This is a genomic window from Glutamicibacter sp. MOO4 (assembly GCF_056934395.1).
This window is the reverse complement of the sequence record NZ_CM167800.1, coordinates 3,131,886-3,145,131: the sequence shown is the minus strand read 5'-3', so window position 1 is coordinate 3,145,131 and position 13,246 is coordinate 3,131,886. Positions and strand designations below refer to the sequence as shown.

General features: G+C 57.8%; 12 protein-coding genes. 6 read left to right on the top strand and 6 right to left on the bottom strand.

The genetic code is table 11. The annotated features are described in order from the left end of the window. Positions 1 to 14: 14 nt before the first annotated feature. The 5 genes from AC1Z3F_RS14720 to AC1Z3F_RS14700 form a co-directional block, all read right to left on the bottom strand. A complete protein-coding gene (locus AC1Z3F_RS14720; RefSeq protein ID WP_483566159.1) occupies positions 15 to 1,667 on the bottom strand; it encodes a thiamine pyrophosphate-binding protein in 1,653 nt (550 codons plus the stop codon). A gap of 158 nt (positions 1,668 to 1,825) precedes the next feature. Continuing rightward, positions 1,826 to 3,163, bottom strand: coding sequence for a TIGR01777 family oxidoreductase (locus tag AC1Z3F_RS14715; protein WP_242632627.1), 1,338 nt, complete (start codon positions 3,161 to 3,163; stop codon positions 1,826 to 1,828). Between the two features lie 130 nt (positions 3,164 to 3,293). After that, positions 3,294 to 4,289, bottom strand: coding sequence for a tripartite tricarboxylate transporter substrate binding protein (locus AC1Z3F_RS14710; protein ID WP_131090699.1), 996 nt, complete (start codon positions 4,287 to 4,289; stop codon positions 3,294 to 3,296). Positions 4,290 to 4,328: 39 nt separating this feature from the next. Then, positions 4,329 to 5,834 (bottom strand): tripartite tricarboxylate transporter permease, encoded by a 1,506-nt coding sequence (locus tag AC1Z3F_RS14705; RefSeq protein WP_131090700.1) that lies wholly within the window; start codon positions 5,832 to 5,834, stop codon positions 4,329 to 4,331. Position 5,835: 1 nt separating this feature from the next. After that, positions 5,836 to 6,336, bottom strand: coding sequence for a tripartite tricarboxylate transporter TctB family protein (locus AC1Z3F_RS14700; RefSeq protein WP_242632628.1), 501 nt, complete (start codon positions 6,334 to 6,336; stop codon positions 5,836 to 5,838). A 138-nt stretch (positions 6,337 to 6,474) separates the two neighbouring features. Between AC1Z3F_RS14700 and AC1Z3F_RS14695 the strand changes: the two genes are divergently transcribed. The 6 genes from AC1Z3F_RS14695 to AC1Z3F_RS14670 all read left to right on the top strand — a co-directional run bounded on the left by AC1Z3F_RS14695 (position 6,475) and on the right by AC1Z3F_RS14670 (position 11,512). Continuing rightward, positions 6,475 to 7,254 (top strand): IclR family transcriptional regulator, encoded by a 780-nt coding sequence (locus AC1Z3F_RS14695; protein ID WP_131090702.1) that lies wholly within the window; start codon positions 6,475 to 6,477, stop codon positions 7,252 to 7,254. Between the two features lie 236 nt (positions 7,255 to 7,490). Next, complete coding sequence (locus AC1Z3F_RS14690) at positions 7,491 to 8,114, top strand: RraA family protein (protein WP_131090703.1); 624 nt, start codon at positions 7,491 to 7,493, stop codon at positions 8,112 to 8,114. A 20-nt stretch (positions 8,115 to 8,134) separates the two neighbouring features. Further along, complete coding sequence (locus AC1Z3F_RS14685; RefSeq protein WP_131090704.1) at positions 8,135 to 8,911, top strand: NAD(P)-dependent oxidoreductase; 777 nt, start codon at positions 8,135 to 8,137, stop codon at positions 8,909 to 8,911. Positions 8,912 to 8,943: 32 nt separating this feature from the next. Then, positions 8,944 to 10,281: a TRAP transporter large permease subunit gene (locus AC1Z3F_RS14680; protein WP_262198735.1), complete on the top strand. Its 1,338-nt coding sequence runs from the start codon at positions 8,944 to 8,946 to the stop codon at positions 10,279 to 10,281. Between the two features lie 14 nt (positions 10,282 to 10,295). Further along, positions 10,296 to 10,544: a hypothetical protein gene (locus tag AC1Z3F_RS14675; protein ID WP_131090706.1), complete on the top strand. Its 249-nt coding sequence runs from the start codon at positions 10,296 to 10,298 to the stop codon at positions 10,542 to 10,544. Next, on the top strand, positions 10,541 to 11,512 hold the full coding sequence (locus tag AC1Z3F_RS14670) for a cyclase family protein (RefSeq protein WP_131090707.1): 972 nt from the start codon (positions 10,541 to 10,543) through the stop codon (positions 11,510 to 11,512). Before AC1Z3F_RS14675 ends, AC1Z3F_RS14670 begins: the two co-directional genes overlap by 4 nt. A gap of 63 nt (positions 11,513 to 11,575) precedes the next feature. On the opposite strand, the gene AC1Z3F_RS14665 is transcribed toward AC1Z3F_RS14670, so the two are convergent. Beyond that, a complete protein-coding gene (locus AC1Z3F_RS14665) occupies positions 11,576 to 13,246 on the bottom strand; it encodes a flavin monoamine oxidase family protein (RefSeq protein ID WP_262198737.1) in 1,671 nt (556 codons plus the stop codon).

Here is a 13,246-nt window from a genome sequence, read left to right as displayed (position 1 = left end):
GTTTTTCCAGCACCTTAATCGGATTGTAATGCGAGCTTCATCGTCGCCTTCTTGTTGGCCTCGAGAATCTCTTCCATATAAGGGGCACGAATCCGCATAGATACGCGGGCGTCAACCAGACATACTCCATGGGCACCGGCACTTACCCAGTCGCCAACAGCGCTCAAGTCCTCAAGCTGATCAACCCGCACGCCAGTGGCACCCATGGTCCGAGCGATGCCAGCGAAGTCCACCGTCGGAATCAGCATCGGATCCTCATGCAGACCGATCGAACCGTACTGGTGCACCTCGGCGCCATAGGCGGAATCGTTGTAGATCACGATGACTCCGCTGTTGACCGTGCGGATGATCGACTCCAGGTCTGCCAAGCCCATCAGGAAGCCGCCATCGCCGGCAGCCAGCACCACGGTTCGCCCCTCGGCCGCTGCGCCAGCGCCCACCATCGAAGCGATGCCTAGTCCGATGGACTGGTAGGCGGTTCCCACACAGCTCAGCGAGCGGGCGCCGGTGGTGGACCAATACATTGGTCCCCAGCCGATGAAGTGACCACCGTCTTGAACCAGCACACGGTTGGCCGGCAGAATCTTTTCCAGTTCGCTAGCCACCCGGCGCGGATCAAGCAAGCCGTCCTCAGCCACGTCGTCGCCGGCCGGACGGGTGCGTAGGTCCTCCAAATCCAGGCTCGGGCACCAGGTGCTATCGGCGGTGTGCACTGCATGCAGCAAATCTTCGAGGGCAACCTGCACGTCGCCCTGGGCAAAGATGTCCACGCGCGCGTTGGTGGCATTCGGCGTCAGATCAATTTGAATCAGCGTCGTCGACTGGTCAATCAGCTCGCCGAAGCGCATGGTGAATTGGTTCAGGGACGCACCCAAAACCAGCACGGTATCGGCCTGGGCGATAATGCGCGCGTTGGCTTTGGTGCTGAAACCACCGGTGATACCTAGATCAAATGTGTAGTCCAACAAATCGCGTGCCAGCAACGTGCCCGAGGTACTCGCATCCAACTTCTGCGCCAGTTCTCTAACTTGCTCGGCGGCGTCGATGGCACCGCGGCCATAAAGAATGTGCGTGCGTTTGGAGGCGTCGAGCTTTTGAACGATCTGCTGCACTGTGGCGGAAGCAAGCCGGGGCTTGGGTGGCGCACAATTCATCGAAGCGAGTTCTGGAAGTTCTTCCTCAGCGCTTTCGGCCGCGGCCAGATCGTAGGGAATGGCCAGAACCACTGGAGTCTGCTCACGCAGCGCATGCGCGGCGGCTTGAAGAGCGGTGCTTCCCGGAGTGTGGCGGTCCACTACATAACGAGGTGCTCGCACCCCAGCGTCGATGGCGGCTTGGTCTACGTCCCAGCCGCGCAGTCCAGTGCTCGGCGCATCGCCGGTGACAAAAAGCAACGGGGTGCCAGCGGCGGCAGCTTCGGCCAGCGCGGTCACCGCGTTGGTATAGCCGGCACCATAGGTGGTGGTGGCGATGGCCAGCTTATTTGAAATCCGGAAGTACGCGTCAGCTGCTGAGACAGCGGCCGATTCATGGCGCACCGCGGTGTAGTCGAATCCCGCGCGAACGGCGGCATCAAGGAAGTGGGCGTTGCCGTTGCCCATCAATCCGAAGATCTGTGGGGCTACCGATTTTAGGGCATGGGCAATGGCTGCGGAAACGCTAGACATTATGGACTCTTTTCAAGAAATGATGATGAAGAAAATTCCATATATGTCTGCCGTTACCAGTTGCTACGGCAACGGGTATCGCCCCTTTTGAGAGCGCCGGAATCCACAATACTGTGACCCCTGACTCAATGATGATAGGGCACTGGGAGCAGTTTGCGCTAGAGCGCTTTGTCCTCAGGCTGAACGCCTAGGCAGTGCGCGAGCGCCTCATCCAAGTGCGGCGTGCGGAATGTGTGCGAGCGTTGAAGCAGTTTTGCAGGTGTCACGCGCTGGCTGGCTAGGGCCAACAAGTCTGCTCCTTGCGCGCCCAGAAGAAGTTTGGGCGCCAACGTCGGAACGGGAAGCAAGTCCAATCGGTGAAGTGCTCGTGCCAAGGTCTTTGAATACTCTTGATTCCTTACTGGGCATGGTGCCACCGCATTAACTGGGCCTTCCAAAAACACATCCCATAACGCACGATGATAGATCTCGACCAAGTCGTCTAGGCCTATCCATGACTGCCACTGCTGCCCTTGACCAATTCTTCCGCCAAGCCCCGACAAGTACAGCGGCCTAAGTAAGCCCAGCACCCCTGACTGAGGGCTTTGAACCAGACCGGTGCGCACCTGCACACGGCGCATACCCTGGGCTTGACCCTCGCGGGCTGCAGCCTCCCAGTCTTGGACCGTTTGGGCTAGAAAATCGGTTCCGTGTTCGGCATCCTCATCCAACAGCTTCTCTCCAGCGTGTGCGCCGTAAACGCCGATGGCTGAGGCTGAGACAAAGGTCTTCACCCCGGCTGCTGCGGCGGCCCTAGCCAACTTTCTCGTGGGCTCGATTCGACTGTCGCGAATCCGCTCACGATGTTTCTGCGTGAAGCGTCCGGCGATCGTGGCACCAGCAAGATGGATGACGGCATCGCACCCAGCCAAGCTCGCTACATCCGGGTCCTCGGGATTCCAGAAGCGCTCATTGTCCGCGCGCGCAGTGCCGCGGACCAGGCGATAGACCTTGTGACCTCCGGATTGCAGAAAAGCTACCAACGCGGTCCCCACAAGCCCGTGAGATCCAGTCACCGCGATAACCATAGGCTCCATACCGTGCCGGGCCGCACGCTGGTGAGCCGTCAGATCTTGGGCAAGCTGCCCATGGCGGTAGGTGAGCATTCGCCGTACCATCCGTGCCGGTAAATTGGTTTCGACCTCATCGCGCATGAGGCAAGTGTTCGCGCTTTCTGGCACAACCTCGTGTTTGTGTCGCCACCGAAGCGGCCGCAAAGGTAGCTGTCGAGACCCAACGGGCGCGAGCTCATCGGTGAAGAGTCGGAAACGTTCGTAGTCTGCAACTTGATGTTCCGCTCGCCACCGTAGACCGATAGGCAAACCAATGACCGAGGCACCATGGGCCAGCGAGTCCGCTTGGTGCACTGCGCGCACCGGTTGCCAAGGTGGTAGGAGCCGCTGCATGGCTCCAACACGCTCGTGCCAAGTGAAGACTTGTTCTGCACTGAAAGGCATGGACGACTCATGGATTATCCGCATATTTCACACTATGACCTAATGGCACGTTAAGCACAAGAACTTCAGCAGTTCAATACGACCGCTGAAGTCCTCATGTTTAAGCCACGCCTGGCGCAAAAATACCCGACTATTTAGCCTGCACTAGCGGCAAAACCTTTTTGTAGTCGGCTTCCTGCTTGGTCCAGAATTTTCCGTATTCCGCCGAATCTTGGTAACTAGTTGTCAGGCCAAGATTGTCCATCTTTGAAACCACGGACTCATCTTCGATAGCAGCCTGCAACGCGGCCTCCAATTTTTTGGCCACATCTTCAGGCAGGCCCGCTGGCGCAGCGTAACCGCGAGCAGTTGCTGCCACCACGTCATAGCCTTCTTCACTGAAGGTTGGCACGTCCGGCAAGACCTCGGCGCGTTCCTTGTCCATCACTCCGAGCACCTTGGCTTTGCCCTGTTTCTGAAGATCAATCACTTCACTGATGTTTCCAACCAACACGTCAACGTGCTTGCCTAGGAAAGCAGTAGAGGCCTGCGAGGCTCCCTCCGAGAAATGAACTGGGCTCAGTTCAGCCCCGGTGGCCTCGTTGATCTGTGCGATGGCAAAGTGCTCGCCACCCATCTGACCTGTGGTCGTGGCGTTAATAGACCCAGGTTTGGCCTTGCTGTCCTCGAGCAGGTCCTTGAGATTTTTGTATTTGCTGTCGGCCTGCACAGCAATCACCATCGGATCAACTACCTGTCGCGCCAGCGGCTGAAGGTCTTCACGTTTGAAGGCCGCTCCGCGTGCCTCGTCCATTGGGATGACAACAATTGATGGTGAACCCACGGCTCCAATGGTGTAGCCATCAGGCTTGGCATTGGCCAGTGATGTGTAGCCGATTTGCCCACCAGCACCCGGCTTGTTGACCACTTCGACATTGGTTCCTAGCTCTTTTTCCAGTACGGGCTGAATCAGGCGAGCAGCGGTGTCCACTGGTCCGCCGGGCGAAAATGACACCAGCAGTTCTACGGACTTACCATTTTTTGGAAAATCGGCTCCTGCATTGGACGTGGATGCTCCACTGGCTGAACAGCCGGCAGCAGCCAGGGTGAGAGCACCTACAGCAACGGCGGTGATGATGCGTTTCATGTGTTTTCCTTCGTTTTCGGTACAACTTATTGCGAGTGTTTAGCTTTCAGGGTCTTCAGCCACCAGCGCGGCTGGCTTGCGCAGCTTCAGTAGCGGACTGCAGACAATAACCAATGCGATGAGCAGGAGCACCATCGTGATGGGACGGTCAAAGAAAATGGAGAAGCTACCGTGCGAAATGTCCAAGGACTCGCGCAGGGAACGTTCCATCAGTGGGCCCAAAACCAGGGTCAGGACCATCGGAGCCAGAGGGATGTCCAGACGACGCAGTCCCAAACCGACCAGGCCGAAGATGATCATGACAAATACGTCGAATACCGAGAAGTTGATCGTGTAGGCACCAACAACCATGAACATCAAGATCAACCCGGCCAGGATTGGGTAAGGCACCTTCAAGATCGAAGTCCACAGGCCGACCAGAGGAACGTTGAGCACAAGCAGCAGAACGTTACCGATGAACAGGCTGGCGATAATCGTCCATGCCAGCGTGCTGTGTTCGGCGAACAACGTCGGGCCTGGGGTCAGGCCCTGCTGCAGGAAAGCTCCCATGAGCACTGCAATGGTCGGCGAGGCGGGAATTCCCAAGGTAAAGAGCGGGATTAGTGCACCGTTTGCGTGCGCATTGTTTGCGGTCTCGGGACCGGCGACACCTTCGATGGCTCCTCGTCCCAGTTCGTTGCGATACTTGGAGAATTTCTTTTCCGCTCCGTAGGAAAGCAGGGAGGAAACCGATCCGGTCATTCCCGGAATCAGTCCCATCGCGAATCCAATGCCGGTACCGCGAGCGAAAGCTGGCGTGCTGCGTTTCCAGTCAGTTCGTGTGGGAAGTAGGGCACGCAGTCCAGGTGTCTGCGTCACCGTCTGGTTCTTTCCCGGGCGGTAAGACAAGATTTCCGACAACCCGAAGATGCCAACGATAACGGCCACAAATGAGACGCCGTCAAGCAAACGGTCCATGCCAAAGGTAAAACGTGGTGCTCCCATGACCGGGTCAATACCAATCATTGAAATCAGCAGACCCAGGGCACCGGAAATCAGCGCCCTGACCATGGAGCGTCCTGCCAAAGCAACAAGCAGAGAAATTCCAACAACTACAAGAGCGAAAAATTCTGGTGGACCAATGAGCAACCCCAGACTTCCGAGCGGTTTGGCAGCCAGGACCAGACCCACGGTGGCGATAGTCCCGCCGATGAATGAACCAACCGCGGCGATGGTCAGGGCTACGCCGGCACGGCCGACTTTAGTCATTTGGTAACCATCGATGGCGGTAATCGCAGAAGCGGCTTCGCCGGGCGTATTAAGCAGAACGCTGGTGATGGTTCCGCCGTAGGTTGTGCCATAAAAAATCGCGCACAGCATGATGATAGAACCGGCAGGATCAAGATTGAGAGTCAGTGGAATTAGCAAGGCGATGCCGGCGACCGGTCCGATGCCAGGCAGTACGCCAATGACCGTGCCCAGCAGGCAGCCAACGAAGGCGAAGAGCAGGTTTTGCCAGGTCATCGCCTCGGCAAAACCCATCATGAGTTCGTTAAGAACGTCCATATCAAATTCCAATCATGCTCAACGGCAGCAACGTTGCCACCGGAAGAGAGACGTGCAGGACGGTCGTGAACAGGTAGAACACACCGACGCTCCCGCAAAGAGAAATAACTACGGCTTTCACCCACCCGATCCGAGCCCGGAAGCCAAGGTGATACATGAGGAAGGCAAATACGCTCAGCTGGAATCCGAGGAATGGCAAAGCGGCAGCCAGTATCACCAGGCTGAGGATGACAGCCCCTACTTGCGCCCCGTCGAACGACTCTGCCTCGGTTTGCTCTGTTGGCGTCGCGCGTCCCTGCAGGAACCACAAGACGGCAAGCACCATCAGGAATATGCCAAGTACCGCGGGGAAAAAACCGGCGCCTGGGCCCAAAGCGCTCCCGAGTCCAAGCTTCAATGAACCCAGCAGCGCATACAGGCCGATAAGCGCGATGACTGCTTGGCCAATGAGCAGTGGCCATCGCCCGGAAGGAACCGAGCTCCCCGTTGCATCATTCGACACAGCATCCTCCAATTGCATAGTTTGTTCGTAAATTTCATACAGTAAAATTATCTAGCGTTCCATGAAATAGTGACATGAGGCACAAGAGGTCGTCAAGCAAGTGCATCAAATTACAAATTAATTGCATAGAATGAAATCATGGCGGCAGAAAACGAGAAGTCCGAGACACCCAATGGCATGAGGTCATTAACCAGAGCTATTGCCGTATTCGAGCAGATTCAGCGCTATGAGCACCCTCGGCGCCTGAGCACCATCGCTGCCGATATGGGCATGAGCTCGCCAACCACACTTCGGATCTTGCGAGTACTTCAGGAAGCAGGCCTCGTCAGCCAGACCGACAAGAGCTACCGATTGGGCCCAGCGGTGCTCCCTGCGGCCCGCGTCTTCCTGGAAAACGATCCCTTGCCGCGAGTTGCCCAGCCGATCCTTCAGCAACTTTCTCAAGCCACGAAGCTGACAGCTTCGCTGTACACCCGTCTGGGCAGTGAGCGAGTTTTGGTTGAACGCGTGGTGGGCGAAAGTTCCCTAGGTTACAACCTCCCGCAGGGACGACGCCTTCCACTAACGGCCGGCGCGGCCGGACGCATTTTCTTGCTTGGCGCAGACGACGATGAGCTAACGCAGATTGCCGAGACGTCTCGACGCCTGCATTACGAAGCAGAGGACTTTGACCTCTTGGCCATCAAGGACCGCGCCCCCAACACCGATGCCAACTACGCCATCTCCGAGGATGAGCGTGCCCTTGGCATTATCTCGATTGCCGCCGCCATTCCATCTCGCCAAGGCCCACCAACCGAGGCACTCTCCTTGACCGGCCCCATCCACACGCTTACCCGCGAAGCCCTGGAAACTCGGGCTCCGGAACTCCTTCAGGCCGCTCGTCGCTTGTCCGATCTTCTAGCAAGCAGCGTCTACTAAGGCAATAACCAACCCAATCAGGCGCGTGAATCACGCGCCTGATTGTCGTGCCCAGAATTTCCGACACTTTTGGCGCCCTCTGCGCGAAACACAATTTCCCACACCTTGACACTGTGACGCAGCCCATGCCATGATTCCGTACATCATCAAGAAATTGCGTAGTGTGAAACTATAGAACGTCTACTGAAATTAACTCAGTTGTTTCACGCTCACCCCAGATTTGGGATAGGTGCCCCATGAATCAATCGACACAGTCTCTTTGCGTCGCACAATCTGTCATCAATCGACTTGCCGCGCTTCCTGCCGCCAACATCGGCGATGCCATGCAGCGACTAGGAATTGCTTCGGCGGACATCCAAGCAGTGTGGGATGGCGCTAAAATTTCCGGACCTGCCTACACGGTATGGGTGGCCCCAGGCGACAATGCCGGAATCCATGAAGCGCTCAAACATGTTCAGCCCGGCGAAGTCATCGTTGTCAACGGCGGTGGTTATACCGACCGCGCACTGCTCGGAGAGCTTATCGGCGAGCGCGCAATATCCAAGGGTGTCGCGGGATTTGCCGTCGACGGGGCGGTTCGGGATGCGGTGGATCTCGGCGAAATCAATCTTCCGGTCTTTGCTCGAGCTACTAGCCCCGCCGGCCCCTACAAGAATGGTCCCTTCGAAGTTAACGGAACCATCGCCTTTGGCGGTGTTGCCGTCTCGCCGGGAGACATTGTCGTCGGAGACTCGGACGGATTGGTCATCATCCCGGCAGAACGCGCCAAGGACATCGCCACCGCTGCCGAAGCCGTGAACCTTGACGAGTCACAGCGCCGCGCAGCCATTCTTGCTGACCGCAAAATCTCCCATTCCTAATAATCTAAGGTCCTCATACTATGAAATGTGCACTCATCGGACTCGGTGAAGTCGGACAGACTTATGCTGCCGCGCTGCTCGAAGCTGGTCACGAGATCACCGGCTACGATCCGTTTATCAATCATGCCCCGCAGGGCGCGCAATTAGCGCAGTCAGCTGCCCAAGCAGTTAAGGATGCAGACATGGTTTTGGTTCTGACCGGCGCCGGCGCCGCACCAAAGGTCGCGCAGGAATGCTTACCGGTGATGAAGCCAGGATCTGGTTACGCGGATCTGACCAGTTCATCCCCCAAGGTCATGGAAGACTTGGGTGCCACCTCGGGCCAGGTCAACTTCATCGATGTCGCCATCCTTGGACCCGTTATTGCCCAGGGTGCAAAAACTCCGCTGATGGCTAGTGGCCAGGGAGCTGAGGACTTTGCCGATCTGCTCAAGTCTGTGGGAGCACCGGTCGAAGTCGTAGCAGGCGGACCGGGCAGCGCCATGGCCCACAAGTTGCTACGCAGCGTCTTCACCAAGGGTCTTGCATCCGTGGTGATTGAAGCCGTTCACGCAGGCGCCGCTGCAGGACTTGAACCATGGATCCGAACAGAAATCTCTACAATGCTTGCCGGTGACGGACAGGCAACCATCGACCGGTTCCTTAGCGGCACCGCCAAACACGCGGTACGTCGCGCGGCAGAAATGCGCTCGACCGGCGGGTACTTGGAAGACCTAGGCGTCCCACACGAAATGTCTGACGCCTCGGCCAGTGCAATGGAGCGCATGACCATCGATACTAAAATGACAGCTGGCTAGCAGCGACGCTAGCAAGCTTGGAAGGAAACAGCATGATTGGCATCTGGGCGCTAGGCGTCTACCTCGCGGTCATCATCGTTTGGACGGTGCTAATGCGCCGTAACGTCGGTGAAGCGATGATTCTTGGCTTCGTTGTGGCCGCAGCGTTCAGTGGCAGCCAGATGCTGTCCGTTGGTTGGGCCGCACTCTATGAGGCGCTCACCGACGAAATCGTCTATGCAACAGTGATCTTCGTATTCATGGGCTACCTGCTTGAACGAGCCGGAGTCATGGAACGCATGATCAACCTGCTGGACTCGTTGATCGGTGGCAGTAAGGGCGGAGCCGCCTACGTGTCCACGGTATCCTCGGCCGGTTTGGGTAGCATCGTGCACAATCAGGCGGCCATCGCCGCAACCGTTGGATCGATTACCATCCCGTGGATGGAACGCTCAAAGATCGACCGCCCTACCGCAGCCACCATCGTGGCCGGTAACGCGGGCATGGGAATCACTTTCCCGTTCAGTGCTTCAATGTTTGTTCTTGTTGGTTCCTCCACCGTTGGCCCTTTGCTCTCAGCCAATGAGTTGCTGGTCCCCTTGATTTTTGGTGGGCTTTGGTGCGTGGCGCATCGACTGGTTGTGACCTATCTTTTGGTTCGCCGCAGCGGCGCCCAAGCCACACCCACCGAACAGCGCCAGCAACTATCGGTGGCTTTTAGGCAAGGGTGGAGCACCCTACTGCTCTTTGTCGGTGTTGCCATTCCGATGATCATCACCAGCGGTGCCATCGCCGAGGCACTGAGCAATTACACCCAAACCAACGTGGCCAAAGCGATCAGCCCGATCTTCTGGATCCCCATCGCGTTGATCGTCATGGGATTGCTGCTCGGATTGAGCAAATTGCCACGCAGCCTCAAGGCCTGGTCATCCATGCTTGAGGACTCCATCCCCCGCTTTGGCATTGTCGGAATTACTGTGCTCTTCGCCTTTGCCGGCGCCAACGCCCTGGCCAGCACCGGATTGCCGGAGCAACTCACCACGGTGTTGAACCAGCTTTCACTGCCGGTGTGGCTGCTCGCCCTGGTGATTGGGTTAATCGTCATTGCTGTGGCGGCTCCGTTGTCCTCAACAGCAACCATGGCCGCGGTGGGCACCGTGGGAGTGGCCGCCCTTGTGGCCGCCGGAGTCCCGGCGCCGACCGCTGCCGTTGCTGTGCTGGTATTTTCCTCCTGCGAAGCGGCGGTTCCCCCGGGTGGAGCTCCGTTGTACGTTGCCTGCGGTATTGCCGGGGTCAACCCGTACAGCACCTTCCGTTCCATGATGCTGTTCTACGCAGTGCCGTTGCTGGCCATTGGTATGTTGATCGCATCCGGAATCCTGCCGGTCTAAAAGGAAACGAAAAAATGTATCAACTTATACTTCGAAAAACCTTTGTCGCCTCCCTGGCACTGGCCCTGTGCGGCGGAATCGTCTTTGTCCTGTTACAGCTCGCCGGAATGATCTTCGGCAGTGCACTCTTGCTGACCGGCCCCAACGCGGTGTTCAAAACGGTACTTTGTATCTGTGCATCTATTGCCTCAATCGCCGCCTATCTATTGCTCCATGTGGGCTCCACCCCGGTGAAATATGCACAGGAGAACTCATCAAAATGAGCAAGTACCCCACTCGTGCCGAGCTAAAACAACGCCCGGGAATCCTTGCCGGTACCTCATGGGACCTATTTAGCTCCCCGTCTGCTGGCGCCCCCGACAAGATTGATGCGGCCAAACGTATTCAGGCGGCCACATCGGTCCGCTTGGGAGAAACCTTTGGGCTGGACTATCCGATTGATGCGTTTTCGTCTGGCATGTCTAAAACCCGAGGCGCTGCAGAGCACCACATTTTTGGCAATCATCCGGCCCATCGTGATGACTACTTGGACAGCTTTTACCTTCAAGGCTCCTCGCAGATCGATGGACTGCGCCACCGCCGTTCGGATGAAGTCGGCTTCTACAATGGGGTGCCCGACGAAAAGATCATTGTGGGTACCAGCGAACTGGGCATCCAATACTGGTCGGATCAGCCCATCGTGACCCGTGGCGTGATGATCGACCTGGACGGGTTTGCTCAATCCCAGGGCCATCAACTTGATCATGCCAACGGGGAGCAGATCCCGCTTTCCCGGCTCCTTGAGGCCATAAGCCACCATGGAATCTCACTGGAACAAGGCGACGCGTTGATGGTTCACACCGGCTGGAGCGAATGGTTCTTAGCGCTATCCCCGGAGGGAAAATCCCGACAACGTGACTCAGGCAAAGCCACCGGGTTGGTGCAATCCGAAGAACTACTAGACTGGGCGTGGGATTCGGGATTGAGCATCCTGGCGGCCGATAACTTCGCCGTGGAGTGCCTGCCACCGGTGGCCAACTCCCCCTTCATCAGCACGGCCCCCAATGATCGCGGAATGATGCACCAAGAGTTTTTGGCAAAGCTCGGCCTCCCGCTTGGAGAGCTTTGGCGTTTGGGACCATTGGCCCGACGCATGAGCCAGCTGAAGAGGTGGGATTGCCTACTGACCATTAAGCCACTGAATGTTATTGGCGGCACCGGATCCCCAGCCAACGCCACCGCGGTCTTTTAAACCCAAAAGTCTCGCGCACTACCAAAGCAGTGCACGAGACTTTTGATTTTTTGCTGGTTCTAACTACAGCGCCTTCGGTCCGAATTCGGCCAAGAACTGACCCGGACCCGGGTTGGCTGGCGCGTCCGAGCCACCAAGGTGCTGAAGTACGCCCCACACGGCATTCAGTCCGGTGGTCACCGCGCCTTCGGCCCAGCCAGCGGTCCACGACACGTCGTCTCCCGCAAGGAAGATGCCGCGGTGACCGGCAGCCATCTTTTGCTGGTCAAAGTGCGTGTAGAGACGCTGCTGGTAGCGGTAATGGCCCGGCAGGTTGGCCTTAAACGCACCCATGAAGTTCGGATCGGACTCCCACGATACGGTGATTGGCTGGCCCACAATGTGGCTACGGATATCCACACCCGGGTAGATCTTCTCCAGTGAGTGCAGCATCAGTTCCATGCGGCGTTGCGCCGACAGGGAGAGCCACTTGAGCGCATCATCGTTCCAGGTGTAGGAAAGCAGGATGACCGCGGGCTGATCCTCCCCGTTATCTAGCAGGTAGGTGGCGCGGTTCAGCCGGTCGGTGAGCGTCATGGACATCAGGTGCTCCCCGGTCACCGGGTCGCGGTCCTTCCAGAACGGGCGGTCCACCATCACGAAGGTTTTTGAGGACTGCATGTAGTGGCTGCGCTCGATCGCGGTCCACAGTTCGGCTGGGAAGAGCTCCTCGTCGGTGTCGATCCCGGTGGACAGCAACCAGGACTGCACGGTGGAAACCACGGCGCCAAATTCTGCGGTGCGACCAAATCGTTCGGTCACCTCAATGGTGTTAGCCCCGTTAAAGCCTGGTTTTTGGGTGCGGTACACCTTGGAGACCGCACCGCGTGGCGCGCCGCCGTGCAGCGAGGACAGGGAAGTGCCTTCTGGCCAATGCGCCATCTTTTGTGGTGCGTGATTCCATAGCGCCTCGGGCAGTTTGGCCGCGCCGCCGGTGATGCCGCGGTGGTAGTCATCGGCGTCGGTATACACCACGCGCAGGATTTCCAGGATCGAGTTGGGGAAGTCGGTGTCCCAACCGCCTGAGCCGAAGCCCACCTGGCCAAAGGCTTCGCGGTGCTCAAAGCCGGCCTCCTTGAAGGCCTTGGAGTTGGCGATGAAGCCGTAGAAGCTTTCCTCGTCGAACTCTTCAAGCATCGAGTCCCACAAGGCCTTGATGGTGGCGGTATCGCGGTCGCGGATGGCCTGCTGCATCTGCTCAAAGTGGGCGTCTTCGCGCAGGGCCTGCTTCCACGCCTCGGCCACTTCTTGGTAGAAGACCGGCAAATCGGCGGCGTCTTCTACGTAGATTTTCTGTCCCTTAAGCTCGATCACCGTGGAGTCGGTGGGCTCGGCCAGCGGGTTCGGGAAGTCGTAGGTATCCAGCTCAAGCAGCTCGATGTAGTGGTAGAGCGCCTTGCTGGAGACCGGGAAGCGCATGCCGCCCAGATCGCAGGTGATCTGCGGGGCTGCGGCGAAGCTGGCGGTGCGCAGTCGCCCACCGATCGAATCGGCCTCATAAACTACTGGCTTCAGGCCCAGCTTCATCAGTTCATAAGCGGTCACCAGACCCGAAAGTCCGGCGCCGATCACGGCCACCTCGGTGCCGTACAGCGCTTCGGGCACTGAACCCAGCCCGGCCTCGTTGGCTACAAATCTGTCGTAGCTGAACGGGAAGTCGGGGTTAAGCATGGTGATGGGGTTGCTGGTATTCAT

Coding starts and splice junctions, on each gene's coding strand:
- AC1Z3F_RS14710 (WP_131090699.1), bottom strand. CDS start 4,289: ATGAAACGCATCATCACCGCCGTTGCTGTAGGTGCTCTCACCCTGGCT.
- AC1Z3F_RS14715 (WP_242632627.1), bottom strand. CDS start 3,163: ATGCCTTTCAGTGCAGAACAAGTCTTCACTTGGCACGAGCGTGTTGGA.
- AC1Z3F_RS14690 (WP_131090703.1), top strand. CDS start 7,491: ATGAATCAATCGACACAGTCTCTTTGCGTCGCACAATCTGTCATCAAT.
- AC1Z3F_RS14685 (WP_131090704.1), top strand. CDS start 8,135: ATGAAATGTGCACTCATCGGACTCGGTGAAGTCGGACAGACTTATGCT.
- AC1Z3F_RS14680 (WP_262198735.1), top strand. CDS start 8,944: ATGATTGGCATCTGGGCGCTAGGCGTCTACCTCGCGGTCATCATCGTT.
- AC1Z3F_RS14670 (WP_131090707.1), top strand. CDS start 10,541: ATGAGCAAGTACCCCACTCGTGCCGAGCTAAAACAACGCCCGGGAATC.
- AC1Z3F_RS14720 (WP_483566159.1), bottom strand. CDS start 1,667: ATGTCTAGCGTTTCCGCAGCCATTGCCCATGCCCTAAAATCGGTAGCC.
- AC1Z3F_RS14675 (WP_131090706.1), top strand. CDS start 10,296: ATGTATCAACTTATACTTCGAAAAACCTTTGTCGCCTCCCTGGCACTG.
- AC1Z3F_RS14695 (WP_131090702.1), top strand. CDS start 6,475: ATGGCGGCAGAAAACGAGAAGTCCGAGACACCCAATGGCATGAGGTCA.
- AC1Z3F_RS14665 (WP_262198737.1), bottom strand. CDS start 13,246: ATGAATACCAGCAACCCCATCACCATGCTTAACCCCGACTTCCCGTTC.
- AC1Z3F_RS14705 (WP_131090700.1), bottom strand. CDS start 5,834: ATGGACGTTCTTAACGAACTCATGATGGGTTTTGCCGAGGCGATGACC.